This is a genomic window from Niastella caeni, assembly GCF_004834005.1.
Classification (GTDB): Bacteria; Bacteroidota; Bacteroidia; order Chitinophagales; family Chitinophagaceae; genus Niastella; species Niastella caeni.
Genome location: NZ_STFF01000009.1, coordinates 169,033 through 195,486 on the forward strand (window position 1 = coordinate 169,033; position 26,454 = coordinate 195,486).

Annotated in this window: 19 protein-coding genes; 11 read left to right on the forward strand and 8 right to left on the reverse strand. The window is 42.5% G+C overall.

The annotated features are described in order from the left end of the window. Window positions 1–23: 23 nt before the first annotated feature. The 4 genes from FAM09_RS25615 to FAM09_RS25630 are packed head-to-tail and all read left to right on the forward strand — an operon-like array spanning window position 24 to window position 5,850. Window positions 24–2,144, forward strand: coding sequence for a glycosyltransferase (locus FAM09_RS25615; protein WP_136580019.1), 2,121 nt, complete (start codon window positions 24–26; stop codon window positions 2,142–2,144). Then, window positions 2,132–4,306 (forward strand): glycosyltransferase, encoded by a 2,175-nt coding sequence (locus FAM09_RS25620; protein ID WP_136580020.1) that lies wholly within the window; start codon window positions 2,132–2,134, stop codon window positions 4,304–4,306. Before FAM09_RS25615 ends, FAM09_RS25620 begins: the two co-directional genes overlap by 13 nt. A gap of 3 nt (window positions 4,307–4,309) precedes the next feature. Then, the gene (locus FAM09_RS25625; protein ID WP_136580021.1) at window positions 4,310–5,107 is read left to right on the forward strand and encodes an ABC transporter permease; all 798 of its coding nucleotides are present in this window, start codon (window positions 4,310–4,312) and stop codon (window positions 5,105–5,107) included. A gap of 5 nt (window positions 5,108–5,112) precedes the next feature. Next, window positions 5,113–5,850, forward strand: a complete 738-nt coding sequence (locus FAM09_RS25630; protein WP_136580022.1) for an ABC transporter ATP-binding protein — start codon at window positions 5,113–5,115, stop codon at window positions 5,848–5,850. Window positions 5,851–5,970: 120 nt separating this feature from the next. Here FAM09_RS25630 and FAM09_RS25635 read toward each other — a convergent pair whose 3' ends face one another. Then, window positions 5,971–7,275: an O-antigen ligase family protein gene (locus FAM09_RS25635; protein ID WP_136580023.1), complete on the reverse strand. Its 1,305-nt coding sequence runs from the start codon at window positions 7,273–7,275 to the stop codon at window positions 5,971–5,973. A 173-nt stretch (window positions 7,276–7,448) separates the two neighbouring features. Between FAM09_RS25635 and FAM09_RS25640 the strand changes: the two genes are divergently transcribed. Together FAM09_RS25640 and FAM09_RS25645 are read left to right on the forward strand one after the other, a co-directional pair. Then, complete coding sequence (locus tag FAM09_RS25640) at window positions 7,449–8,528, forward strand: glycosyltransferase family 4 protein (protein ID WP_136580024.1); 1,080 nt, start codon at window positions 7,449–7,451, stop codon at window positions 8,526–8,528. Beyond that, window positions 8,525–9,673: a DUF1972 domain-containing protein gene (locus FAM09_RS25645; RefSeq protein ID WP_136580025.1), complete on the forward strand. Its 1,149-nt coding sequence runs from the start codon at window positions 8,525–8,527 to the stop codon at window positions 9,671–9,673. The genes FAM09_RS25640 and FAM09_RS25645 overlap by 4 nt, the downstream gene beginning before the upstream one ends. Here FAM09_RS25645 and FAM09_RS25650 read toward each other — a convergent pair. Both FAM09_RS25650 and FAM09_RS25655 read right to left on the reverse strand, forming a co-directional pair. Then, window positions 9,603–10,826 (reverse strand): hypothetical protein, encoded by a 1,224-nt coding sequence (locus FAM09_RS25650; protein WP_136580026.1) that lies wholly within the window; start codon window positions 10,824–10,826, stop codon window positions 9,603–9,605. The two genes, FAM09_RS25645 and FAM09_RS25650, sit on opposite strands and share 71 nt — an antisense overlap. Continuing rightward, window positions 10,816–12,111: an oligosaccharide flippase family protein gene (locus FAM09_RS25655; protein ID WP_136580027.1), complete on the reverse strand. Its 1,296-nt coding sequence runs from the start codon at window positions 12,109–12,111 to the stop codon at window positions 10,816–10,818. Before FAM09_RS25655 ends, FAM09_RS25650 begins: the two co-directional genes overlap by 11 nt. An 82-nt stretch (window positions 12,112–12,193) precedes the next feature. Between FAM09_RS25655 and FAM09_RS25660 the strand changes: the two genes are divergently transcribed. The 5 genes from FAM09_RS25660 (at window position 12,194) to FAM09_RS25680 (ending at window position 19,507) form a co-directional block, all read left to right on the forward strand. Then, window positions 12,194–13,033 carry a hypothetical protein gene (locus tag FAM09_RS25660; RefSeq protein WP_136580028.1) on the forward strand — a complete coding sequence of 280 codons (840 nt, stop codon included), beginning with the start codon at window positions 12,194–12,196 and terminating at the stop codon, window positions 13,031–13,033. A gap of 32 nt (window positions 13,034–13,065) precedes the next feature. Further along, the gene (locus FAM09_RS25665; RefSeq protein WP_136580029.1) at window positions 13,066–14,376 is read left to right on the forward strand and encodes an O-antigen ligase family protein; all 1,311 of its coding nucleotides are present in this window, start codon (window positions 13,066–13,068) and stop codon (window positions 14,374–14,376) included. A 237-nt stretch (window positions 14,377–14,613) separates the two neighbouring features. Continuing rightward, on the forward strand, window positions 14,614–16,410 hold the full coding sequence (locus FAM09_RS25670; protein ID WP_136580030.1) for an ABC transporter ATP-binding protein: 1,797 nt from the start codon (window positions 14,614–14,616) through the stop codon (window positions 16,408–16,410). A gap of 163 nt (window positions 16,411–16,573) precedes the next feature. Then, window positions 16,574–17,038 (forward strand): DUF983 domain-containing protein, encoded by a 465-nt coding sequence (locus FAM09_RS25675; RefSeq protein ID WP_136580031.1) that lies wholly within the window; start codon window positions 16,574–16,576, stop codon window positions 17,036–17,038. A 180-nt stretch (window positions 17,039–17,218) separates the two neighbouring features. After that, the gene (locus FAM09_RS25680; RefSeq protein ID WP_243751781.1) at window positions 17,219–19,507 is read left to right on the forward strand and encodes a GH92 family glycosyl hydrolase; all 2,289 of its coding nucleotides are present in this window, start codon (window positions 17,219–17,221) and stop codon (window positions 19,505–19,507) included. Between the two features lie 84 nt (window positions 19,508–19,591). On the opposite strand, the gene FAM09_RS25685 is transcribed toward FAM09_RS25680, so the two are convergent. The 5 genes from FAM09_RS25685 to FAM09_RS25705 form a co-directional block, all read right to left on the reverse strand. Continuing rightward, window positions 19,592–19,990 (reverse strand): DUF2721 domain-containing protein, encoded by a 399-nt coding sequence (locus FAM09_RS25685; protein ID WP_136580032.1) that lies wholly within the window; start codon window positions 19,988–19,990, stop codon window positions 19,592–19,594. Window positions 19,991–20,254: 264 nt separating this feature from the next. Next, window positions 20,255–22,066: a tetratricopeptide repeat-containing sensor histidine kinase gene (locus FAM09_RS25690; protein ID WP_136580033.1), complete on the reverse strand. Its 1,812-nt coding sequence runs from the start codon at window positions 22,064–22,066 to the stop codon at window positions 20,255–20,257. Window positions 22,067–22,216: 150 nt separating this feature from the next. Further along, the gene (locus tag FAM09_RS25695; protein WP_136580034.1) at window positions 22,217–22,861 is read right to left on the reverse strand and encodes a response regulator; all 645 of its coding nucleotides are present in this window, start codon (window positions 22,859–22,861) and stop codon (window positions 22,217–22,219) included. Window positions 22,862–23,129: 268 nt separating this feature from the next. Further along, window positions 23,130–24,722: a DUF1501 domain-containing protein gene (locus FAM09_RS25700; RefSeq protein WP_136580035.1), complete on the reverse strand. Its 1,593-nt coding sequence runs from the start codon at window positions 24,720–24,722 to the stop codon at window positions 23,130–23,132. A 16-nt stretch (window positions 24,723–24,738) separates the two neighbouring features. Then, a complete protein-coding gene (locus tag FAM09_RS25705; protein WP_136580036.1) occupies window positions 24,739–26,421 on the reverse strand; it encodes a DUF1800 domain-containing protein in 1,683 nt (560 codons plus the stop codon). Between the last annotated feature and the right edge of the window lie 33 nt (window positions 26,422–26,454).

Genomic DNA, 26,454 nt, shown 5'->3' on the forward strand with positions numbered 1-26,454 from the left:
AAGCCACATTTACTATTTAATTCATGAATGCCGAAACAGGTATAAGCATAGTAACACCGTTTTACAATCAAACCGAAGTATTTTGGGAAACCTATCAGGCTGTTGTTAATCAAACATTCATTAACTGGGAATGGGTTATTGTAAATGATGGAAGCAACCAGAAAGCTTCCCTCAGCGTGTTAAAAAAATTAAACACCTTAAGCAATAAAAAAATCAAAGTAATTACTTTGCCTCAAAACATGGGCTTGCCTGCTGCCAGGAACCATGGAGTAAAGCAGTCGTTATTTGATTTTATCTTTTTTTTAGACTCCGATGATCTCATTGAACCCGACTACCTCGAAAAAGCCTTTATTACACTGCAAATAAACCCTGCTTTCACCTTTGTAAATTCATGGTCAACCGGGTTTGGTGCTAAAAATTATTTATGGCAGGCAGGATTTGATAAAAAAGAAAAATTCCTTCAGCAAAACTGGGTTGCTTTTGCCGGACTTTTCCGCAAAAGCATATTTACCCGGCTTCAATTTAACGAAGTACAAAAAAACGGCCTGGAAGACTGGGAGTTCTGGCTACAGGCTGCCGCTCACAATTACTGGGGATATACTATACCGGAATATCTTTTTCATTACCGCATTCATGATAATCATCAGAACAAGTGGGCCAATTGGGATAATGGGATTGAGCAAAAAAGAATAACCAGGCGATTTCAGGCAAAATACCGCTTATTAAAAAAACAGTTCCCTAATCCTCAAAAGCAACTATACCCATCTTTTGCCAACCTCCCTTCCCTTAGTGGCATGCCGGCGCCCACAGGAAGTAAAAAAACAGTTCTAATTGTATTACCCTGGCTTGAACTGGGAGGCGTAGAGCGGTTTACCCTACACTATATGGCCGCCATGGCGCAGGTGTATGACTTTATCATGGTTACAACCAATGCAGGTGCGCACAGCCATGAAGCCGAATTTAAAAAGTACTGCAAACAAATTTATCATTTTGCCAGTATAGCCGACGGTACCGCTTATCCGATAATCTGGAATTATGTCATCAATACCTGGTCTATTCATTTGCTGGTTATTTCACATTCCCAGCCCGCCTATTATATACTACCTTATCTGAAGGAAACCTATCCCTTGCTGGCGGTTACCGATATATTGCACCTGGTAGAAGAAAACTGGAAGCAGGGGGGCTATCCCAAAATAGCAATTGATTACAGCGTCTATATAAATAAACATATAGTAGCCAACAACCAGATTTATGAATGGATGGCCGACCGGGGCGTTGCAAGCAAAAAACTACAAACCATTTATATTAATGTAGACACAAAAAATATACAGCCCGTTGATGAGGCTGTGAAATTCTCAAAAAAGAAAGCCTTTTTTAAATTACAATCAGACCATCAATTGGTGCTGCTTTTCTCAGGAAGGCTTACTGCTCAGAAAAACACTTTATTATTACCCGATATTGCTGCAATACTTGCTAAAAAAGGTATAAGCTTTATAATGGCTATTGCAGGAGACGGCCCAGAAAGAGAATTGCTGGAAGAAAAGGTTTATCAAAAAAAACTGCACCGTTATTTCAGTTACCTGGGACCTTTGTCACACACGGCTAATATAGAAGCTATACAATTGGCCGATATATTAGTATTACCCTCTGCCTGGGAAGGTATAGCCACTGTAATATACGAAGCAATGGCTGCCGCCACGCCGGTAGTAGCAACCAATGTCGGTGGGCAGCAGGAATTAATTGAACCCGGAACTGGCATAGTAATACCTGTTACGGATGATTTAAGCCAGTTTGTTGAAACTTTTTCCGGAAAGCTGGAGACGCTGGCCGGGGATCCTGTATTAAGAAAGAGAATTGGTGAGGCAAGCAGAGAGCGGGTAGAGAAATATTTTGACATATCCCTTACGCATAGCAACCTGCAAATACTTTTTGAACAACTTCTTTCCCAGCTTGAACCTGGGATTGCACCTTTATCGCAATCCGATACTATTCAAAACTATTATCAAAACATTAGTAGCTGGAAGCAGGAACAATTATTACCTTCCGCCCCTAATTGGAAACAACGGCGGGTGATCAAAATTATTAAGAGAGTTTATAAAGTCTTTACCCGTAAAAGACCGTTGCAGTATGTATGGACCAAATGAAAAAAAAGTATTGGTTAATTACTACCGAGTATCCCCCCATGTATGGTGGAGGCATAGGGACCTATTGCTATCATACCGCAAAAATGTTACACCAGATGAACTGGGATGTAACAGTATTTGTACCTAATCAGTATTCAGATATAAATAAAACTACTATTAGTAATGGCGTTAGAATAATTGAATTTTCACGGCACAAAACTAATGTGGCAGCATATCTGGGCCCTGAAACAGCCATGGCTTTTGAATTTGCCAATATTATTAAAGAATATATTGAAACAGAAGGTTTACCTGAGATACTTGAATCGCAGGAATATGCAGGCATTGCCTATTATATTTTGCAGTATAAGCATTTAAACTATCCGCTTTTTAATAAGCTAAAAGTTGTACTTACTTTACATGCGCCGTCATTTCTGTATTATGAGTATAACAGGGTGCCGGCCATGCAGTTACCCTATTTCTGGATAGGTCAGATGGAACGCTGGTGCATTATGGCTGCGGATAAATTAAATGCTCCAAGTGCATTTATCGTTCAGGCAATAAGGCCATTTATGCCTGAGCTACCGGAAGTAACAGTAGTTCCTTTACCATTTGAACAACCGAAAAAGGTGCAGTTTAATAATGCTACCGATCCCCGTGATAATTGGTTCTTTTTTGGGAAGCTTACACCACAAAAAGGCATACTGCCGCTGCTAAAAAGCTTCAAAACCTTATGGGAAACGGGGTGGACCAGACCTTTGTATCTTATTGGCGGGGGAAACCATTATTACCATCCGGAACGCATGGATATGCAACAATGGGTAAATAAAAAATATGGTACAGAAATTAAAACAGGGAAACTCATACTATTAGGCAGTCTGTCGCCTGCTCAATGGAAAGAAAAAACCCAGAACGGAGCCGTTATATTAATACCCAGTATAGGAGATAATTATCCGTATACCGTTATTGAATCGTTGATCAACGGAAATATTGTACTGGCATCAAAACAGGGCGGGCAAAGCGAAATCATCAACGACGCCCAAAACGGCTTTTTATTCGATCATAGCGAAGAAGACAGTTTAATAAAAAAAGTGCATGTCATTAACAACCTACCTGTTGAGCAAATTCAGCATATTAGAATAAGCGCAATAAATTCGGTTGAAGAAAAACACTGCTACAAAAGTGTATACGCCCAAAAACAGCGTGCAATAGAAAGTACTGAAGCGGTTAATAATAAAACCACGCTATTCCCGTTTCTTACCGGCAGCAAAACGTCTGAGCACCCCTTACAACAGCAATATAAAAAAGACCTCCTTTCGGTGGTGATTCCTTTTTATAACATGGGGCCTTACCTTGAAGAAGCCTTACAGTCTGTTTATACCTCTGATTACAAAAATATTGAGGTAATTGTAGTGAATGACGGATCAGATAAGCGGGAAAGCATTGAAGCCCTGAAGATGCTGCAAAACAAATATAAATTTATATTGATAGAGCAGAGTAATAAAGGACTTTCGGTTGCCCGGAATACAGGAGCTCAGCAGGTTACAGGAGAATTCCTGGCATTTTTAGACCCCGACGATGCTGTTGCACCAAACTATTTCAGTAAAGCCCTGGATATTTTAAAAAGTAAACGAAATGTGCATTTTGTGGGGTGCTGGGCGCAATATTTTGAAGGATCAACAGGCAGTTGGCCTGCATTTACTCCCGAGCCGCCCTATTTGCTTTACCACAATATGATCAACAGTAGTGCGCTTGTATACAGAACAACAGTTTTTACCCAAAGCGGCTGGAATGACCCGGCTTTGGAATACGGACTTGAAGACTGGGAAAGTGTAATTAATTTAACTAAGAACGGTTGGAAGGGGGTGGTCATCCCGGAAAAATTGTGGTTATACAGAATCAGGAAAAAGTCAATGGCCCGCAGCTTTACCCGCGAAAAACTGCTGTTTTCCTACCGTTATATCGCGGAAAAACATTCAGCGTTTTATTCTATCTTTGCCGCCGAATTAACCGGGCTGCTGAATGCCAATGGACCGGGATATAAAATTGATAATCCGACGTTTGCAACGGATGAGCATATTCCTTTTAACAAAAACAGAATCATCAAAAAGGTTATTAATTATATCAAAAAGAAACCGGTATTGAGAAAAAAAGCCTTGTATATTCTATCCAAATTAAAAAAGTAGAGAATGATCTTTTCAGTTCTTGGTGATTGGTTTTCCAGATCTAATAAATTTGAACGACTTTGGTTGCTTGCTAAAATTGAATTTAAGCTTCGTTATTATGAAAATAAACTGGGGCTTTTTTGGGCATTGTTAAAACCATTGATGGACATTGTAATTTATTATACGGTGTTCAACGTCATTCTTAACCAGCAAATCCCGGGCTTTGCCTCTTATTTGTTTATTGGTTTAATTCTGTGGAACTTCTTTGTTGAATCTACCACCGGCACCATACAGATCCTCAATACTAAAAAATATTTGTACGAGTATAGCAATATGAATAAACTCGAAATTTATATTGCTACCCTGTTCAGTACCACCATAGGCTTCTTCTTCAACTTCCTAATGTTCCTGTTGTTCTATAATTTCATGGAACCTGCCTCAAAAGGAACCGACATATATAGTTTGTGGATTGTTCCCATTTTCTTCAACATGTTCATCCTGTCGCTTGGGTTTTCTTTGATACTTTCTAACATTTATATCATAGCCAAAGACATTAACCAGGTTTGGCAGGTACTTGTACAGTTCCTGTTTTTCTTATCACCCATATTTTACAAGTTGGAAATTTTTACAAAGGCATTACCTTCTATGACTTATGCCAATCCAGTAGCGGGCATTATCATCAATGCGCGTATGGTGATGATCGAGGGGAAAACACCTCATTTGAAATTACTGGCTTTTGACTTAGCATATGCGTTTGCATTTCTAATATTAGGCTTGTACCTGTTAAACAAACTCGGATCAAAAGCTGCTGAAAAATTATAAACACCATGGAAAAAGTGCCGGCCATTGAGGCAAAAAATATTAGTAAAACATTCCACATTTCAGAAGACAGCCACAATACTGTAAAGCACAGACTGTTTAACTTATTTAATCCGCCCCGAGCTAAAAAAGTAGAAGCAATAAAAAACATGGATTTTGCTGTTTATAAAGGTGAGTGTATTGGCTTGCTGGGAAGAAACGGATGCGGTAAATCGACCCTGGTAAGGTTACTGGCTGGTGTTTATCCCACAGATACCGGACAAATTAATATCCACGGCACTACGCTTTTAATGAACCTTGGCGTAGGTATGAGCCACCAGCTTACTGCCCGCGAAAACATATATGTTTCTGCATCGGTACTTGGATTAAAGATCAAAGAAATAGATAACATCTTCGATAAAATTGTAGACTTTGCAGAGCTGCGCGAATTCATTGATACCAAAATCAAATACTTCTCATCGGGTATGGTGGCCCGTCTTGGATTTTCTATTGCAGTAAATGCAGGCGCCGACATTATGTTCCTTGATGAAATATTTGCCGTGGGTGATATGAAATTCCAGGAAAAAGCGGTTAAAGTATTTGAATCAAGCTGGATTGAAGGCAAAACAGTAATCCTTGTTAGCCATAGTATGGATGTAATAAAAAAATATTGTTCCCGCACAGCATTCATGAAAAATGGAAGCCTGGTATTTTTTGGCGAAACAGAAGAAGCCATTGACATGTACGTGAAAGATAATCATGAGTAACTTCACAGGTGTTTAACTTATACCACAAAACATATCTTAAATAAAAAGCAGGTACTGAATTACCTGCTTTTTTATTTTTATAAATTGGGAATAAACGAATAGGCATTGTTTCCCAGGGATTTAGCTGAGCGACTTTTTATTTATAGGAGGCCGGAAACTTACAATCAATGCAATAAAGAAGGCGAACATCATATTGCCCATACTGCGGTCGAAATAGGTTTCGGGAATGAATGACAGCACGAATGCTGCAATTACAAACACTCCGAACATGTCTTTCGTACGAAAGCACTGGCGCAACGGTTCAAATAAAAATCCCCATAGGAATATCAGTAAGCCCACTACTCCAAAAGCAACCAGCACATCCAGGTAATTGTTGTGCAGGTTGCGGCGGCTGTCATACGCAAAATCAAAATGTTTAACCGCATATATTTCCATCATTCTGTCCACTTTATCACCTAAATGCACCCCCAGTACCGGATGTTGCTTCACGAGGTCCCATCCACAATTCCATACAGCCAGCCTGATGTTGGCGCCATTCCATTGATCGTCGGTAACCTCCATATTAAAATGACTTTCTGCCCCTTTATTGGAAAATTCATAACTGGTATAACCCAATTCGCGGAACCGGTTCACCGTTTTTGGGAAGAAATTGATCAGTATAAATCCGACCGCTGCAATACCAACCACAACGAAGCCCAACTGCATCAATTTCTTTTTTTGAATAGCCTGCCAGATAGCAACACAAATAATACTACTGTATAAAATGGTAATGGCAATACGGCTGGCCAGTAAAAAATTCGCCACCAGTAAAATAAAAAAACTGGCATACACAATGCCTTTGGAGATTACCGTTGACTTAATACTTAGCAGGTAGCCAAAGCTAAAAACCGCCAGGTTACCGAATAAAGCCACGTATACCGATTGCTTCTCGATAAGATAGGTAAAGTTATCGTTATACAGCAGAGAGGTATCGTTATAAGAAATACTTCGGAATATTGCCACGCAAATACAAAGCAACAGCGTAATGGTTGCAGTTACCGCATAGGCGTACAGGATCCGTTCTTTAAGCGCCTGCTTAATGTAAATCAATCCAATGGTAACCGGGAACACCAGGAGCGGCATCCGCACAACCACCCAGGAAAAGCCTTCCGCCTGATTTTTTGATAAAAATGCGCTGATGATATGCAATAAGTAAAAAAGCACCATGGCAACGATCTCCTTACGCCGGCGCAACAGATCATATTTTTCGGAGAAAGAATTGTAAAATAAGCTGTAAAGGGAAACAAGGACCACTGCCACATTGTTTGTGACCTCCATATGGTCCGGGAAAAAGGTGATAAAAAATATGGCCACCAGCACATATAATATTTTATCCTTTATAGTCAACAAGCCAGCCTGATCATCCAACAAGAACAAGGATCGCATATAGGGTATCTCCTTTACGGCAAAAATACATTTACGGGGTTACTTACAGGAATATAATACCCCCTTTTAACGAATTCATGATACCTATGTTGCCTGCAGCTTTCGCAAAATAAACGGAACGGCAGGCAACTTTTCCGCCATTTGCTACGAATAATATTATAAGAAAGGCCATCATGAAAATTGCGTTCATTACCAGGTCGACATTATATTCGGTTAAAGGCGGAGATACCTTTCAGATCATCAATACAGCCCGGCAATTAAAGCAACTGGGGGTTGAAGTGGATATTAAATTAACCAATCAACCGGTTAATTATCAGCAATACGACCTGTTGCACTTTTTCAATATTGTACGGCCAGCCGATATCGTATGCCATATTAACAGATCAGGAAAGCCTTTTGTGATATCGCCTAACCTGGTGAATTATTACGAATACGATCAATTGCACCGGAAAGGCATGGCAGGATCGCTGTTCCGTTTTCTACCCAAAAACAGCATAGAATACGTAAAAACAATTGCCCGCTGGCTGCAGGGCAAAGATGTTTTAATGACGAATTCGTATGTATGGAAAGGACACAAACAGAGCATAAAAAAAATATTACGGCAGGCAGCCCAGATATTGCCCAATTCAATCCTTGAATACGAACAGTTGGCTGAATTTGGCACTCCCCTGCCCGGCTATACCCTTGTTCCAAATGGTATTGACCCGGCTTTGTTCACCTGGAACAGCAGCCTGCCCAAAGAACCTACCCTGGTATTATGTGTGGCAAGAATTGAAGGCATAAAGAACCAGTTGAACCTGATAAAAGCGCTGAACAATACCAAATTCCGGTTAGTGATCATTGGCAACCCCGCTCCCAACCAATTGGCTTATTACCATGAATGCCGCAAACAGGCAGCAGCCAATATTTCCTTTATTGAGCAGTTACCACAGGAAACGCTAACGGCGTGGTACCAAAAAGCTGGCATACATATACTACCAAGTTGGTTCGAAACCTGCGGCCTGTCTACCCTGGAAGCAGCTGCAATGGGTTGCCGGGTGGTGATCACCGCAAAGGGATATACCCGCGAGTACTTTGAAAATGAAGCGGCTTATTGCGACCCAGCCTCGCCTGAAAGCATTTTAGCGGCCGTAGAAAAAGCAGCTTCAACAACCGGAACAAATACCCTCAGACAAAAAATATTAGATCAATACACCTGGCAACACGCAGCATCACAAACAGCGGCCGCTTATAAACACGTATTACAACAATGACATTACGCATAGGCATATTAGGGACCAGGGGCATACCCAATCATTATGGCGGATTTGAACAGTTTGCTGAATACCTGTCAACCGGACTGGTAGCAAAAGGGCACGAAGTTTTTGTATACAATTCTCACAACCATGCCTACCAGGGCAATACCTGGAACAATGTTCAGTTGATCCATTGTTACGATCCAGAGTACCAGTTGGGCAGCTTTGGGCAATTCATATATGACCTCAACTGTATCCTCGATGCCCGGCGAAGGAATTTTGATGTGATCCTGATGCTGGGTTTTACCAGTAGTTCGGCCTGGGGCTGGTTCTACCCCGATCAAAGCACTTTGATCTTTAACATGGACGGGCTGGAATGGAAGCGGACCAAATATTCTAAACCGGTGCAGAAGTTTTTGTTGCTGGCCGAGAAACTGGCTGTCAGGTTCAGTCACTATTATATTGCCGACTCGGTAGTTATTCAATCGTACCTGAAAAGCAAGTATGCCATTGCCAGTGAACACATACCCTATGGCGCCGAAATACATTATAACGAGGAAGAAAGCCTGTTACAGGAATTTGGGGTAAAAAAGCATGAGTACTTTATACTCATGGCGCGAATGGCTGCCGAGAACAATATTGAAATGATCCTGGATGGCTTTCATGCCAGCAATAGCAATAAAAAATTCCTGGTTGTTGGTTCCGTTGACAATAAACTGGGTCAGCACCTGGTACACAAATTCAGGAAGGATGAACGCATTGTGTTTACCGGTGGGATCTATAACCATCCGCAAAAAATACACTCGCTTAAAATTTACTCGAGCCTCTATTTTCATGGCCATAGTGTAGGCGGCACCAACCCTTCGTTATTGGAAGCGATGGCCAGCCGGTCGCTGATAGCAGCGCACGACAATCCGTTTAACCGCGCCGTATTGCAACAGGATTCATTTTATTTTTCATCTCCGAACGAGGTAAGGGAAATTATTGAAAATACTTATCGCAATGGCCGGGAGATGGCTATGGTGAATAATAACCTGAAGAAAATACAGGAGCAATTTAACTGGGATAACGTGATAAAAAAATACGAGGACTTTATACAGCGTTGTGTAAGGGAGAAAATGTATCCCGCTTCCCGCTTTCAAACTCCCGAAAAACAGGCGTAAACGCCATTATCCAGATAACATATTCCGCAATATTGGTAATAAAGCTGCCGGTGAACTGGTAAACAAAAATAAAGATGAATAAAAGCAGGCGGTAATAATTACGCCAAACCCTGGTATAAACAAAAAAGAAGCATTCAGTCAGTATCCGCACAATAAACCCTACCCAACCGAAAAGAGCCAGGGTTTCAGCAGCCGCATTGGGAATAGCCACGCGGGTAGTTTCATATCCATAACCATAAAAATCCCGTATCAGTTCAAACCCCAGTACTTTAATTTGTCCGGGACCAATGCCCCACCAGTAACTTTTCTTTTCCAGCAATTGCTCGGCCAGCCAAAACGCCTCAAATGTTCTACCCTTTCCCGATGGGTCCTTACCGGTTATTACGTTGGCGATGCGTACAAAAAGAATGTTATCAGGAAAGAACACAATGGCTATTCCTATGGCCGTTATAACAATTATTCCAACGAACCCCAACAGGTTAATGACCCGCTTGTTTACAATGAAGGTTTTAATGTAAACAATAAATGTTACCGCAAGCGCCACTACAATAGCACTGATAACTCCTAAAGAAAAAGAAAGGGTCAAAGGCAGCACCAACATTACCAGCAGCAACCAACCATTGATTGTGTTACGGTAAAATATCAACTGCAGCAGGAAGAAGAAAAACAATGGCGTAAACAACAACGCATAATAAGAAGGCTCGTATGTGAGTAAACTCAATCGCCTGAAATCCTCTACCCCTGTTGTTAAAAACTGCTTCATCCAAAGCAGATTATCATAGGGCGTGAAGAACAGCGGAATGGCAACCAGGCAAAAGATGAAATTAATGATCAGCAGTGGCTTGAAGATGTTTTCAGGATGCTCGCATTTTATTAAAAAGGTATATACTGCCTGGCAAAAAACATATACCATGGTAATGTTCAGAATCGAAATAAAATAGCTTTTGGTGTCGACCCCTATACTGATATGAATAAGCACAAAGGGTGTTAAAGCCAGTAAAAAAGGCCATAGGACCTCCTGCCGGCGGGTAACCACTACCCATATGTACAAGAGCGGACTTAACAATGCGGTATAGGTTAATCCAAATGGCAACCCTAGTGAATTAATAAAAAAGTAGATAAACGCAACCGGAAAGTATTTATTAATTCGCATGCCCGTCAGTTGTGTATTTAAGGTACCTGGCACTAAGGAAACCAGCCAGTTTATTTTTAAAAAGTTCCCGGTTAAAGCCAACCGTTATAAACAGTTCGGTGAATAAAACAGTTATGGTAGTGCCAACCGGTCCCCATATCTGCACCAGCAACAAATTACAGATCACATTGATAATGGTTCCCTGGGCCAACACCCGCAGGTAACTCTTCTTCTGGTTAAAGGCCATTAATAACTGGCTGGCCGGAATATGCAAACAAACTATAAGCGGTCCCAGGCAAAATAACCGAAGCAGTAACACCGCATTACCCTGCTCGCTACCTAAAAAGAACGAAATTATAAAAGGGGAAAAACCAAACAGCAATACACTGGCCAATAACACCAACAGCAAAAACGGTATATACACCGATCTGAAAAAACCTTGTGTTGATGCGGCCCCCTTTTGCGCCAACTGGCAAAGGGGCGGATATATTACCTGCGAAAACATAACCGGTATTTGCCGGCTAGCCAGGAAGATCTTCTCGGCAACGCTGTAATAGCCTGCTACCAGGTCGTTAGTAAAAATCCGCAATATGAAGACGTTGATGCTCAAAAAGGTATTTATTGAGATGTTGGAGAGCATTACGGGCCAGCCTTCTTTCAGCTCATGCACTACATCGCCCCACAACGGGCGAACCACCGGCAACTTAAAAAACCGTACAGCCCTTACTATGCTTCCGATACCCGCCACCATGCTTCCTATGCCCATGAACAAAATAAAGAACCGGTAATCTGACCGCTGCCTGATAAAAACAAAAACCAGGGCAACAAACAGCAGGCGCGACAGCAGGGTATAAATGGTTATGTATTTCATTTTTTCCATTCCCTGGAAGAACCAGCTTACCAGCAACGATTGCCCGATAACCCAGGTAAAGCCAAAAAGGTAGAGTTGAAAGTGGGGTTTGAAAAAAGGGATCAGGGTAATTAGCAATAACAACACCCCGAATAATACGGTACAGATAACCATTTTAGCCGCCAGAACGGTAAAAAACAGCCGGGCGTTTTTGCCAATTGCATCCCGGTGCAAGGCCAGCGCACGGGTTGCGGTTAAATTAAACCCGTAATCGGTAATAGTACAAAAAATAAGCATTACCACCTGTGCCACAGCCACTACCCCATAGCCATCGGCCCCTATTCTCTTAATAACGAAAGGCATTACCAGTACCGGCAACAAAAAATTGGCTCCCTGCAAAATACCCAACGCCATAAAATTCGAAAATATCCGGTTGCGTCTACTGGTGCTTTCCATATTGTTTGATTCAGAAAATAGTAAATGTCAAATTATAACAATTAACGCAACCCTCTCCTATAATTTTCCGTAATCGCTATTAATGAAACAGGTTAAACTGGCACACCACGCCACAGATGAACTGGACGTAGCGGCACTTTTTAAAAATGCCCTTCTTTTTTTCAGCCATTACGGTAAACTATTGCTTATAGTTGCTTTGGCAGGAATGTTAGCCGGGGCGCTTCGGTTTTGGAGTACCCCTAACCTGTACTCATCATCCCTGGTATTGAAACCAACTTTGCTGAGCGACCCCGAACAACTGGAATTGATCAATAGCTGGTCGACGCTGCTAAAGAAAAGAGAATTGCCGGTATTGGCGCGGCAGTTTCAAATGGATGAGCCCCTGCTAAAAAAGGTGAAGTCAATTACTACGGAAGAATTACAAAAATCTTTCTCGCCCAATAATTTTACCGCTTATACGCTTACCGTGCTGGTAACCGATACCGCCGTTTTACAACCTTTGCAAAAAGGCATCGTGTACGCGCTCGACAATAGCGAATATATAAAAGACAAACTGGCTGCCCGTAAAAACATCCTGCGATCAATGATACAAACTGTACAGCAGGAAATTTCGCGCTTATATAACCTGCAAGCTGCCGTTGACACCAATCTGCAACAAAATAGCAATACCGGCGGGCGGTTTATGGTGAACATATCCGACATCAGCGCCCAGATTGCCAACTTACAGGAGAAGAAGCTTAACTATGAAGAAAACCTTTCCTTTACATCGGGCGTGTATGTGCTACAAAAGTTTTATACCCCTTCCAAACCTGCCCACCCGCAATTAATAAAACAATTACTGCTGGGCCTTGCCGGTGGATTATTATTGGGCTGCGTTATAGCGTTTTGTTTGTACGTACGGCGCAAAGCGAACCAAACATAACAGAGCCCATATTTTAAACCTGTATCGTTCGAATGAATAACAATAAAAACAACCTGGCCAACCTCTTCCTTTACCTGTTTTACCTGGGTTTTCTGGTAAGCGTGGCGGGTGGGTTCAGGGCCATCAGCAGCATAGCGATCGGGTTAATACTGGTTACTTCTTTCATCAAAAACAAAACAGAAACGGGCTCCTGGTTTAATCCGGGTTTACGAAACAAATATGTAATTGCCTGCAGCCTGTTCTTTCTACTGCAAATAATTCCCTTAGCATATACCAATGATTTTTTAAGCGCATGGCAACATGTACAGGTTAAAAGCGCTTTACTTTTTATTCCTCTCTGTTTTTATGGTTGCAGCTATATCAATAAAACCAGGTTCAATTCTTTAATGACAGCGTATGTTTATATGCTGGCCATTATGCTTACCTGGTGTTTGGGGGTCAGCTTTATTAAATATCACTTTCAACAGGCAGACATAACTGTATTTTTTTATCACGACCTGGCGAGAGATCTAGGGTATCACGCTGTACATTTTTCGATATTCGTTTTTGCGGGATTGATCTACCTGCTGCAAATAGCTACCGGGGGCCGGCATTTGGTTAACAGGACCATTCATTTTTTATTGATCGCTTATTTCATTGGCGGCATCCTGTTATTGTCATCCAAATTGGTAATCATCTTTATGCTGGCCTGCCTGGTTTTTTATTTTTTTATCCTGCTGCAAAAAAACCTCCATACGAAATGGGCAATTGCAATAGTTGCTATTACCGGTATTCTATTTTGCAGTAGTATACTGTTTACCAAAAATCCCATCAACCGCCGCTTTGCAGATCTCATGCACGGAAATATTGGCGTTATTCAACAAACATCATTTAGTCCGGCCAATTATTTCAACGGTGTTCAGTTCCGTTTGCTGCAATGGCGTTTTGTAAAAGAGATCATGCAGGAGAACAAAGCCTGGTTATTTGGTGTAACGCCAGCTAAAGCGCAATCTTTGCTGAACCAGAAATATTTGTCTACGCATATGTATACCGGCGAGCCCGGCAGTGCCAGGCATGGATATTTAGGCTATAACACCCATAACCAGTTTTTAGAGGCATTATTACAAACAGGCATTATTGGACTAATTTGTTTTATGGCGATCTGTTTTGAAATGATCAAAATAACGGTACAGCAAAAAAGCAGGATGCTAACAGCCCTGGTAACGCTGTTATTGGCTTACGCTCTCTTTGAATCGGTTTTGGAAACCCAGTATGGACTGGTCTTTTTTATATTTCTGCCATTATTTTTTGCCCGGCCAAACAGCAGGGAACCTACGGGTAAAACCGCACCCTCAACCGAATAAGGGCACCTGAGGGCAACAAAGCACCCTAACATGTTATTAAACAATAAATTACAACCATATATATTACGGTTTTGCGTGTAGCTTTTATTTGGTGGCTGAAGCGTTCTTCCATTGCACTTTTCCCGGTTTTATCTGCACTCTTTACTGAAGGTCAGGCTGTTTTGGTAGTTTTCTATAAATTGTAGGCTATTTCCTTACCCTACAAACATTCAAGCTACTTAACTGTTAATTGCAATTATGAAGATTTTACTTACGTATCTCAAACCATATAAATGGCTGGTATTATTAACGCTTTTTCTGGCTGCTATAAACCAGGGATTCTCCCTGATGGACCCGATCATCTTCGGTAGTCTTATTCGCCTTGCCGGAAACTATGTTCATAATCCTGAAAATTATAAATCATTTTCTGAATTCTTTACTGCAACACAACCTTATTACGGCGTGCTGTGGCTGTTATTAGCTTCCATTGGTGTGGCCATGGTAAGCAGGATCGCTAAAAATTTCCAGGACTATTTTTTAAACGTGATCGTACAGAAGTTTGGCGCCAGGGTTTTTACCGATGGGTTGAAACACGCCATGAAGTTGCCCTACTGGGAGTTTGAAGACCAGCGCAGCGGTGAAACGCTGAGCGTGCTTACGAAAGTGAGAACGGATACAGAAAAGTTCATGAATTATTTCATCAACATCTTATATGGGGTTTTGGTAGGCGTATTGTTTGTAATGATATATGCGTCGGTGTGGATCAGTTGGTATATTGCCGTTGCCTATATAATTGGCATCTTATTGCTCACCTGGATCACCAACCTGTTGAGCAAAAAAATAAAAACCATTCAAAAGAACATTGTATCACAAACAACTGCCCTGGCTGGCGCTACCACCGAATCGTTGCGCAATATTGAACTGGTAAAAAGCCTTGGGCTTACCGACCAGGAAGTAACCCGCTTGAACAGGAACACCTATAAGATCCTGGGTCTGGAACTAACCAAAGTAAAACGCGTTCGCAGCATTGCATTTGTACAGGGAACTTTTGTAAATACCCTGCGCCAGGTGATCCTTTTCATACTCATGTACCTGATCTTCCATAAACAAATGGATGCGGGGCAACTGGTAACCATGCAGTTCTTTTCATTCTTTGTATTTGGACCACTTCAGGAAATCGGAAACATCATTATTTCCTATCGCGAAGCTGAGGCATCTTTGAATAATTTCCATAACCTGATGCAGAAAGCGCCTGAACGGCAACCGGAACATCCCAAACATCTCGGCGATATTCAAACGCTCGAGTTCCAAACCGTTGGATTTAAACACCAGACTGCTCAGCAACGCGCTATTGACGATATCAGCTTTTCGGTTAAAACCGGCGAAACCATTGCATTTGTTGGCCCCTCCGGCTCTGGTAAATCAACGCTGATGAAATTGTTGGTAGGATTGTACCGCCCGCAGGAAGGTAAAATTTTATATAACGGCATCGACGAAAACGACATCAACTTTGAAGACCTGCGTAACCAGATCGGGTTTGTAACCCAGGACACCCAGTTGTTCTCAGGCACAATCAAAGAAAACCTGTTGTTTGTTAATACATCGGCTACCGATGATGACCTGATGGATGCGTTGAAAAAAGCCTCCTGCACCAATTTATTGGCACGTGCCGAAAAAGGATTGGATACAATGATCGGTGAAGGTGGTCTAAAATTATCAGGCGGAGAAAAACAACGGTTATCTATTGCCCGCGCCCTGTTACGCAAACCACGCTTATTAATATTTGATGAAGCCACCTCATCGCTTGATTCACTGACCGAAGAAGAAATTACCAATACAATAAAAGAGATCTCTTCACAACGTAACCAGGTCACGATCCTGATCGCACACCGGTTATCGACCATTATGCATGCCGACCGCATATATGTGCTTGAGAAAGGCGATGTGGTAGAAACAGGCAGCCACGAAAGCCTGCTGGAAGAAAAAGGTTTGTACTATGCGATGTGGCGTCAGCAGATCGGTGAACGGAAGAAGATGGTTGCAACAGCTTCGTAACTAAGTTTCTGGTTTATAGTTTATTGTTTATGGTTTCCTGAAATGACGGCAGGCTTGGTTTTTATCGGGGATCCCGAATTGAGAATGCAACTTCAAACTATAAACCATAAACCATAAACTATAAACTTTAACTACCTTTGCGCCTCATCAATTTAAGTGCGTCATGCCCGCTTCTACAAAACCCAATTTCCTCTGGAGCATTTTAACCAGTAAATGTCCCCGTTGCCGCAGGGGACGGATGTTCAATAATAACAATCCCTGGAACCTGAAAAAAGTGTTCGACATGCCCACGCATTGCGAAGAATGCGGTCAGAAATATGAAATGGAAGTAGGCTTTTGGTACGGTACCGGCTACGTCAGCTATGCATTATCTGTGGCTTTGTCGGTGGCTAGTTTTGTTGCCTGGTATGTGCTGATAGGCATGTCAACCAACGACAACCGTTTCTTCTGGTGGCTGGGCATTAACATTGGTTTGCTGATTGTTTTACAACCCTGGCTCATGCGCCTTAGCCGGGTGATCTACCTGTATTTCTTCGTACGCTACGATCCCAATTATAAAAGCACCCAGGCAAAGAAATTCGATTACGAGACCGGCTCCTACTATGAAGGCAACGAAACGCCGCAATAGATCATTCATCTATTGAAAAAACATACCATCGCTATAGACTTTGTCTATAGCTTTTTCTTTTTATAGCTGCTAATATTTTTTAGCATGCTTCTCGCCTAACTATATCCGTAATTACAGTGAATATTAGCATTAGATTTGTAATCGTCCGTTGCATCCTATTATAAAAAGTAAAATACGCACATGATGAAAAAATGGTCCCTCCTGTTATGGGTATCGCCTCTCTATGTATTTGCTCAACAAAATAATGTAGTACATTATGTCAATCCATTAATCGGTACACAACGCATGGGACATACTTTTCCCGGCGCTACCGTTCCTTTTGGCATGGTGCAGTTAAGCCCAGACACCGATACCATTCCCTATGAAATGAATGGAAAATACAATCCGGATGTTTATAAATATTGTGCAGGTTATCAATACGACGATAGAACCATTGTAGGCTTCAGCCATACCCATTTCAGCGGTACCGGCCATAGCGACCTCGGCGATTTTCTCATCATGCCAACCACCGGTGTACTGCAGCTGAACCCGGGAACTGCAACCGATACCAGGAGCGGTTTTCGGTCAGCGTTTTCACATGCCAGCGAAAAAGCCGAAGCAGGTTATTATAAAGTAGCATTGGCCGATGATAATATTACGGCTGAACTAACGGCCACTACAAGAGTAGGCTTTCATCAATATACCTTTCCGCAAACCAGCGATGCACATATCATCCTCGACCTGATGCATGGCATTTATAATTACGATGATAAAGATATATGGACTTTTATTCGGGTTGAAAACGACACGCTGGTAACCGGTTACCGACAAACCAATGGCTGGGCGCGCACCCGTACCGTTTATTTTGCCATGACCTTTTCAAAACCATTTAAAGAATATGGCTGTAAAGACTTCAGCAAAAAACAGGTATACCGCGGTTTCTGGCGCAAGTTCGATCAGTCAAAAAACTTCCCCGACCTGGCCGGCAAGCAACTGCGTATGTACTTCAACTTTAATACGGAGGCTAATGAAAAGGTGAAGATCAAATTTGCCTTATCATCCGTTAGCACGGAAGGCGCTTTGTTGAACCTGAGAACGGAAATACCCAGTTGGGATTTTGAGCAAACAAAAACCGCAGCGCAAAACACCTGGAATACAGAATTAAGCAAGATAACCATTGAGGCGCCGGAAGCAGAAAAGCAAAATTTCTACACTGCTTTATATCATGCATTCTTAGGACCCACCGTATTTATGGATGTAGACCGTAAATACAAAGGGTTAGATCAGAATATTCATACAGCCACCAACTTTACAAACTATACTACATTTTCACTGTGGGACACATACAGAAGCCTGCATCCGTTCTTCAACATTATACAACCCACCCGTAATGGCGATATGATCAACAGCATGCTGGCACATTACGATCAAAGCGTTTTAAAGATGTTGCCCATCTGGAGCCATTACAGCAACGACAACTGGTGCATGAGCGGTTATCACAGCGTATCGGTGATTGCCGATGCCATTATGAAAGGCAATACCTCATTCGATGCAGCCCATGCCCTGGAAGCTTGTATAACCACGGCAACCCATAAAAATTATGAAGGCACAGGCAGCTATATGGAAAAGGGATTCATTCCTGATGAAAAGCTGGGCACTTCTGCTTCCACCACTTTAGAATATGCCTATGATGACTGGACCATTGCCCAAATTGCTCAAAAACTGGGCCGGCAGGATATTTATGAAGCATTTCTAAAACGCTCGGGTAATTATAAAAACCTGTATGATGCATCGGTAGGTTTTATGCGCGCACGTAAAGAAGATGGCAGCTTTAAGCATGAGTTTGATCCCCTGAGCACACACGGCCAGGGATTCATAGAAGGCAATACCTGGAACTACAGCTTCTTTGTTCCACAGGATCCCGAAGCTCTTATAGCCCTAATGGGTGGTAAAAAGAAGTTCAGCGCCAAACTCGACACATTATTCACCATGTACCTGCCCGATAAATACTTCGCCGAAACAGAGGATATAACGCGGGATGGCATTATTGGTACCTATGTGCATGGCAACGAACCGGCTCACCACGTAGCATACCTGTACAATTTCGCGGGTCAACCCTGGAAAACGCAACAGCGGGTACGAATGATCCTGAAAAATCAATATAAACCAGCGCCTGATGGATTGGGAGGTAATGACGATTGCGGCCAGATGAGCGCCTGGTACCTCTTTTCTACCCTTGGCTTTTATCCTGTAGCACCAGGATCTGCAGTATACCAGTTAGGAAGCCCGGCAGTAAATAAAGCCGTTATACAATTGGAGAACGGAAAAACATTCACTGTTGAAGCCAATGACCAAAGCGATAAAAATGTGTATGTTCAAAAGGTGTTGCTGAATGGTAAACAACTGGAACAACCGGTTATAAGCCATGACGACATTATGAAGGGCGGCACACTGGTATTTTATATGTCAGACAAACCCAGGAAGTATTAATCAGCCAATGTGCTGCTGTGGTAATATTAGCACAGCCTGTTCCGATATGTTGGGATTGGTTAATTAGAGCATATTAGCACATTATTACTTTAATTCTTCCATATCACTCAGGGCCACTTCGAGGGCCCGGGTGCTAAGGAAGATCTCCAACAAAGACAGGATCAGGGAAATAATAAAGGCAATGATACTCAAAGCGAAAATAATATAGGCGGCCGCATTCCAGTTTTTGAAGATGCAGAACATACACACTACACAAAAGATAAAACTCACTACCCCAAATGCCTGCATAGATCGAATGAGGCGAATGCGATCGCGCAGGTTACGGATCTGCTCTATAATATGTTTCTGGTTAGGATCAGTCTGGTATTTATCGTATAAAGAGCGTATCAGCGATGCCATAGCCAGGAACCGGTTGGTATAGGCCAGCATCAGCAGGGAGATAGCAGGGAACAATAAAGCCGGTGTAGTTATAGACAACTCCATAATTCAGATTTAGTGATTTGGAGATTTTGGGATTTAGATTGAAAGCCGTTAGGATTCCAAAACAAAAGCCGGAGTCTTATTCCGGCTTTTATTAGTTTATGTTCATGGGTTAGTAAGTAACATTATAAAACGATAAAATTAAGATATTATTATATTGAATCAGCTAATAGTAAGTGGTAAATAGCTAGCAGGGGGTATTAATAATTCGCTATACCCGGTTATCCTTACCATTTTTTGCATTTCTACTTGCAACTAGCTACTCGCCTATTTCTTCAATGTTACCGTAAACACCGACCCTTTCCCCAATTCGCTCTCACACGATATACGACCATTTATCTCTTCCACTATCCTTTTAACGATAGAAAGGCCCAGCCCGGTAGACGCTTCCCCATCTGTAGGCCGCGAAGAGATCTTACTGTACTTCGAGAACAAATAGGGCAACTCTTCTTTATCAATGCCTACCCCTTCATCGCGGATCTTTATAGTGACCGTATCCTGTTCATCGTGAATGCTCATCCATACATCCTTACCGTGCGGGGTATATTTAATGGCATTCGACAGCAGGTTCTCACATATACGGCTAACCAGGTATCGATCGCTTAAAATAAACAACTTCTTTCCCGAAAAGTCTGCATGCAACCGGATATTCTTTTTTGCGGCCATCGGTTTAAAGTTGTCAATCACTTCTTCTGCGAAAGCCTTCAGATCAAATTTCTCAAGGTGCAATTTATGACTCCCGATATCTTCCCGCTCCACATCCAGTATCTGCCTTATCAATCGCTCACCATAAAGGCCGGCCTGCAAAATACGGCTCATCGCTTTCTGTTGTTCTTCGGTCAACCTGTCTGAACCGTTTTGTAATACCTGCCCCCAGATCTGTATCGTAGCAAACGGCGTGTTCAAATCATGCGATACAATACTGATGAGCGAATTCTTCTCGTAATTTAATTCTGACAACTTTTCATTTTGTTGTACGATCAGGTCATTGGTTTCCTGCAACCTGCGGTGGGCATTTCGTTTAATGACAAACCCTATTGCAATTAAAACCCCGATGATAGCCAATGCCACTGCTACCAGGGTAAGTTCCCTGGAACGCAGGGTTTCCTTTTCAACCTTTTCCTGCAACAACTTGTTTTCTGCTTCCCGTTCACCGGCATGAAAGCGTTCCTGCAGGGCGGCAATGGTCTTATATGTATCACTGTGCAGGATAGCCGTATCTAACGAGTACCACTTTTTTATATACTGGTAGGCTTTGTTATAGTCACCCCGGTGCTCGGCCAGTTTGGCGAGCAAGGAATAGCTATCTGCCTGCTTGCTTTTTGATTCCAACCGTTGCGCCAGCTTCATGGCGCTTTCCGCATACAGCGTAGCTGAATCAAACTGGCGCATCTCTATGAACACATCTGCCAGGTTCAACCTGGCCACCCACAACCCATTCAAATCGCTGCCTGCGGTATGTTTAGCATGATTCTGCCTGAAATAAATAAGTGCTTCATCGTATTTCTTTTCCTTGAAGTATAAATTGCCCAGGTTGTTGTAGGTGCTCGACAAATTTATTCGCCCTTGCCGTTCCAATGGCTTGCCCAGTCGAACAGCCTTTTCCAATAAATAATGAGAGCTGTCGTATAGCTTTAATTGCGTGTAAATAACCGCCAGGTTGTTGTATGTGTTTATCAGGGAGGGGATCTTTCCATCCAGCTCCGACAAGCGGGCGCATTGCAAATAGAACTCTTTTGCCTTCTCCGGTTCCCTGATGGCAAAATAGGCAATGGCCAGATCGCTTAATGCCACCATTTCATACTCGGGGGCACGGATCAAACGGGCAGCCTGTAATGACTGCAGATAATATTCAATAGCCTTTTCGTAGTTATTGCTCAGATCTTCATAAATGCCTTTTAACCGGAGAGATAATACACTGCCTTTATTGTATTGCAGATGATCGGCTTCTTTGGAAATGTAATCGGCGTAATATTTAATGGAATCTATCTTGTCTTCAGAAAAATCGAGGCAACGGTCGTACAGGCGTTTCAATTGTGCTGTATCAACCTGTGCAAATGAACATACGCAAGTAATCAAAGCCCCTAAAAGCAGATAGTATTTCAACGGTATTGTCGAATTGTACTACCAAATTAAGTGTTTTTACCTATTAACTCAAGTAATTGCCGTAATTAATGTAGATATATGCAGGTCAGTATGTTTAATAAGTGTGTGAAAGACAGAAATGTATTATTCGATCAGCTTATTCTTCAGGGCAAATTTCACCAGCCCTACCGTATTGTTTACACCCAGTTTGGCGATCAGGTTCTTACGGTGGGTTTCCACCGTGCTTACACTCAGGAATAGTTTCTTGGCTATTTCTGAATTGCTGTACTCCTTGCAGATAAGGGTAAGGACCTCTATTTCACGCTTCGATAAAATTTCATCTACCTTCTTATCTTCAATAGTAACGGTATTTCTGAAGTCCTGGTTGGTATCCAGGATATTGATCTCCTTACTAAAGTACTTATTACCTTCTGCTACTGTTTCCAATGCCCTGGTGAGCTCGGTAATATTTGTATTTTTCAGAAGGTACCCCTGTATTTCATATTTCAGGAGCTTATGAATATAACGGGTGCCGCGCATGATAGTAAGATAAAGGATCTTGAGCGAGGGTTGAATTTCGCGGATCTTTAATAGCAGCTCTTCTTCGCCAATATCTGGTAAATGCACATCCAATAGCAGGATATCAATTTCCTTATTAGGAAGTTGGTTCAACAAGCTTTCGCCGGTAAATGCAGAACCTATTACCTCAATGCCGGGTTGTTTGTTCAATAATAACACCAGGCCCTCAAGGTACAATTCATGGTCATCTGTTATAAAAACCTTCAACATAATCTAATTTAAGCATCGGCAAGTTTTCAGGATTAATGGTTATTTACCGATCCACGGCAAATTAAAACTATTTACAGTAGGATAACAAAAACGGTTCCAATCCATTTACAAATTATCCTGCCCAACATCCACTCATCAGAAATTTTTAGCAAGTTTTAGCAAAACCGGGCCCAGCCCGCTTTACCGGTAAAAGGCTCCCTGCAGGAAATATAAAAAGCTCCCCGACAGAAGTCAGGGAGCCCCTTTATACGGATTAAAATTTTCTACGTCATCGCGTTTTCAGCATAGGCCTTACCTGCTGGGTGGCGCCGTTTTGGAAACGGGCATAATAAACACCCAAAGGAAGCCCATACCCATCGAAGCTTACAGTGTAGGTACCAGATGTATATACTTTGTCGGTAAGTGTCTTAATTACCCTTCCCATGGTATCCATTACCTGAACCAATGTATGTCCACCTTTTGTGTTGAAAGTAATGGATGTCCTTTCAACAAACGGATTGGGATAGTTAACGATCAATTGTTCCCCGTCGCCTCTGATCACATCGTCAACGCCGGTAGCACCGCAGGCTGCATTTACACAAAGTGGAATATTCTGGAAATTTTTAAGCATAATGGTTTGCAGGTCATTATCGTTTACGCAGAACCATTGCTTCAGGATAGAAGCATAAATGCTTCGGAAGTCATATTGGTAAGGAACGTTATCATTTCCGCCCGCGCCTGTTGGAATGGTGGGATTGGTTCCAAAAATACCGGAGCGTACATTCTTTCCAAACACAAATACCGGAGCAGCGGCGCCATGGTCGGTACCCAAACTTGAGTTGGATTTTATGCGGCGACCGAATTCGGAGAAGGTCATACCAATTACGCGATCGTCAACACCCAGCCCTTTCAGGTCGTCCATAAAACTTTTAATAGCATCCGATACCCGGGCCATCAGCCTGGCGTGCGTACCTACTGTAGTGTCGGCTGCTTCTACCTGGCTTGAATGCGTATCGAAACCACCGGTGCTAACCATATAAACCCTGGTCTTCAAACCACCCTTTACCAACCGGGCCACAATTTTTAATTGTTGGGCCAGGTCATTGCCACTGGGGTAAGAACCCTGCGAAGTAACTTTGGCGGCTGCCGCTCTAATCACATTTGAATACTTCTCTGTTTGCCCCATGATCATCCTGATATACGTCAGCTCCTTACCCCAGGGTGTGTTAGCTGTGGGAGGATCGCCAATTTCATCGAGGAATAGGTAGTTACCGTTAACGTTACTGATGGTCATACCCATAGGAAATGCAGGCCCCTGCATAGCCAGGTTGGCTACTGAACCGATCTGGATAGCCAGTGGATCGGGCATTTGCGCTGTTGGGTATCCGTTGGGAAAGTTAGGATATTCAATATTCAGGTACCGGCCTATCCAGCCGGTAGAAATTACCTGCTCTGAATCAGAAGCGCTCATCCAGATATCCGTGGCCCTGAAGTGAGAGAAGTTCGGATGTTCATATCCTACAGCCTGTATAATGGCCAATTTCTTTTCGTTATATAAGGTTTGCAAACCCGTCATGCTGGGATGCAACCCGGTTTTTGATGTGCCATTCAGTGCCAATATCTTATTTTGGGCGATCGCAATATTTGCACGGGCATTGTAATAGTTTGAATACGTTTCAATGGGTATTACCATGTTCAATCCATCGTTACCGCCATTGAGCTGGATCATCACCAATACCTTATCGGTATCGGTGGCAGTACCCATCAGGGCCTGTACCAAGGGTGATGCGCCGGTAAAGGCTTTTACGGAAAAACCGTTCAATAAGGCGGGCAGCGTAACAGATGCTGGTAGTGTTTGTTTAAAAAAGTCTCTGCGCTTCATAAGATCGGTTTGATTGTTAAGCTAATTGGTACTCGGCGAGGTTCATTAAATATTTGTAGAATGGTTGCAGGCGGTTAAATACTGCACTATATCCGGCCATATTGGTTTTATCACCTATATACGTAAACCAGGCATTGGTCCAGTAATGATCATCGTATTGTCCGAGGAGTAATATTTGTGTTTTGATATTTGTTTTCACCGTAGCGGAAAGCGGTACACGGTACAGGATATCCAACACGGCATCGATAAACGTATTCGGATCGAGGATCACTGCAGTGGGGAAACTATTTTCAGTAAACGCCACCGGATCAATAATAAGCTTTACGTTATTACGTGTATACCCGTTAACAATTAGCAGATCAATAAACATTTCGCGCTTGGGCATGGTATCGTGATTGATCCACATTTCATAGAACTGGGGTACCTGGTAATAAGCAGGCCATCCCGATACACTGGGCGGATCAAAAAGGTTTTGCTGCATCGTTGTCGCCTGGCTGCGCAAATAATCCCACATGTAATATTGATTTTCATAATCAGCAGGGAACGCCACATCAAATTCCCGCATCATCATTACGATCATTTCTATCGGGCTCTTGATCAAACAACCCTGGCTTAGTATGTCGAAGAAATGTTCGCTTTTTAACAGGGTGGCCAGCACTGGTTTTATTTCCCAGCCGCCATCGCGGAATTGTTGGGCCAGTGGTTTTATTACATTGGTGATGGTATCAGGCTCAATAGTGTAATAAACGAACCATGTGTACAGTTTTTTTACAATGAATTCAGAAACCTCTACCGATTTGGCGAAGATCATATTAATAAGGTCGTCCAGCTCGGCTTCCGCACCAGCAGCGTCGCTGCGGCCGGCAATAACGGTTCCATTAAAGAAAGAAGAGAAGGTTTTACTGTTCCTGTCGTGCTGGTTCGCGTTGAAGAAGATTGTTTCATCTTCCTTCTTTATACGCCAACCGGTCAATACACGGGCAGCCGCCTTCACATCGTCTTCGGTATAATTTGGATTGTTTTCTTTACCAAGTGTAAACAGCTCCTGCAACTCACGGGCATAGTTTTCATCGGGCGCAGTATTGGTATTCAGGTAGCCGTTGAGGTAACGCAACATCGCAATGTTTAGCGTCATGTCTTTCACCAGCTTTTTAAAATTACCAACAGCGCTTTCACGCAACAAGGTATTATAGCGATAGCCATAGGTACCTCTTTCATACTCGATGGTTTCAGTTGCAAAATGATTATGCCAGAACAAGGTCATTTTCTCGCGAATGCTTCTATCCTGGTTGATCATATTACCGATCCACCACGACTTTAGTGAATTCACCCGATTGCCGTTGGCAGTTCCGTCATCAGAGACGGTATTCACCCAGGTAGCGCCCTGGGCTACTGCAATATCCCCATCGGTGGCGTCAATGCCGGTATTGTCGTAATTTTTCAAGGGTGGCGCTGGCAAACCGGTGGGTACATTCAACAGTGCATCAACCGCCGCTGAAGGCGTCATGGCAAGAAAATAATCAATGTCTGCTTTTTTTGCCCCGAACATGGTTCGCTTAAGTAAGTGCGATACCTCTTTTACTGTCCAGGTACCTGTGTAAGGTGTTAAACCGGAGTAAATTTGACGCAAGCCTGCATAGGGCTTTGGAGAAGTAGCTTTGGCTCTTCTTTTCAGCGTGAAGAATTCTCTTCTATCCATAAGGTTGATTTTGGCAGATAGCTTCAACTAGCC

What these genes read in the sequence shown, in the direction of transcription:
- FAM09_RS25615 (WP_136580019.1), top strand. Translation starts at nt 24, where the DNA reads ATGAATGCCGAAACAGGTATAAGCATAGTAACACCGTTTTACAATCAA.
- FAM09_RS25620 (WP_136580020.1), top strand. Translation starts at nt 2,132, where the DNA reads ATGGACCAAATGAAAAAAAAGTATTGGTTAATTACTACCGAGTATCCC.
- FAM09_RS25625 (WP_136580021.1), top strand. Translation starts at nt 4,310, where the DNA reads ATGATCTTTTCAGTTCTTGGTGATTGGTTTTCCAGATCTAATAAATTT.
- FAM09_RS25630 (WP_136580022.1), top strand. Translation starts at nt 5,113, where the DNA reads ATGGAAAAAGTGCCGGCCATTGAGGCAAAAAATATTAGTAAAACATTC.
- FAM09_RS25635 (WP_136580023.1), bottom strand. Translation starts at nt 7,275, where the DNA reads ATGCGATCCTTGTTCTTGTTGGATGATCAGGCTGGCTTGTTGACTATA.
- FAM09_RS25640 (WP_136580024.1), top strand. Translation starts at nt 7,449, where the DNA reads ATGAAAATTGCGTTCATTACCAGGTCGACATTATATTCGGTTAAAGGC.
- FAM09_RS25645 (WP_136580025.1), top strand. Translation starts at nt 8,525, where the DNA reads ATGACATTACGCATAGGCATATTAGGGACCAGGGGCATACCCAATCAT.
- FAM09_RS25650 (WP_136580026.1), bottom strand. Translation starts at nt 10,826, where the DNA reads ATGCGAATTAATAAATACTTTCCGGTTGCGTTTATCTACTTTTTTATT.
- FAM09_RS25655 (WP_136580027.1), bottom strand. Translation starts at nt 12,111, where the DNA reads ATGGAAAGCACCAGTAGACGCAACCGGATATTTTCGAATTTTATGGCG.
- FAM09_RS25660 (WP_136580028.1), top strand. Translation starts at nt 12,194, where the DNA reads ATGAAACAGGTTAAACTGGCACACCACGCCACAGATGAACTGGACGTA.
- FAM09_RS25665 (WP_136580029.1), top strand. Translation starts at nt 13,066, where the DNA reads ATGAATAACAATAAAAACAACCTGGCCAACCTCTTCCTTTACCTGTTT.
- FAM09_RS25670 (WP_136580030.1), top strand. Translation starts at nt 14,614, where the DNA reads ATGAAGATTTTACTTACGTATCTCAAACCATATAAATGGCTGGTATTA.
- FAM09_RS25675 (WP_136580031.1), top strand. Translation starts at nt 16,574, where the DNA reads ATGCCCGCTTCTACAAAACCCAATTTCCTCTGGAGCATTTTAACCAGT.
- FAM09_RS25680 (WP_243751781.1), top strand. Translation starts at nt 17,219, where the DNA reads ATGATGAAAAAATGGTCCCTCCTGTTATGGGTATCGCCTCTCTATGTA.
- FAM09_RS25685 (WP_136580032.1), bottom strand. Translation starts at nt 19,990, where the DNA reads ATGGAGTTGTCTATAACTACACCGGCTTTATTGTTCCCTGCTATCTCC.
- FAM09_RS25695 (WP_136580034.1), bottom strand. Translation starts at nt 22,861, where the DNA reads ATGTTGAAGGTTTTTATAACAGATGACCATGAATTGTACCTTGAGGGC.
- FAM09_RS25700 (WP_136580035.1), bottom strand. Translation starts at nt 24,722, where the DNA reads ATGAAGCGCAGAGACTTTTTTAAACAAACACTACCAGCATCTGTTACG.
- FAM09_RS25705 (WP_136580036.1), bottom strand. Translation starts at nt 26,421, where the DNA reads ATGGATAGAAGAGAATTCTTCACGCTGAAAAGAAGAGCCAAAGCTACT.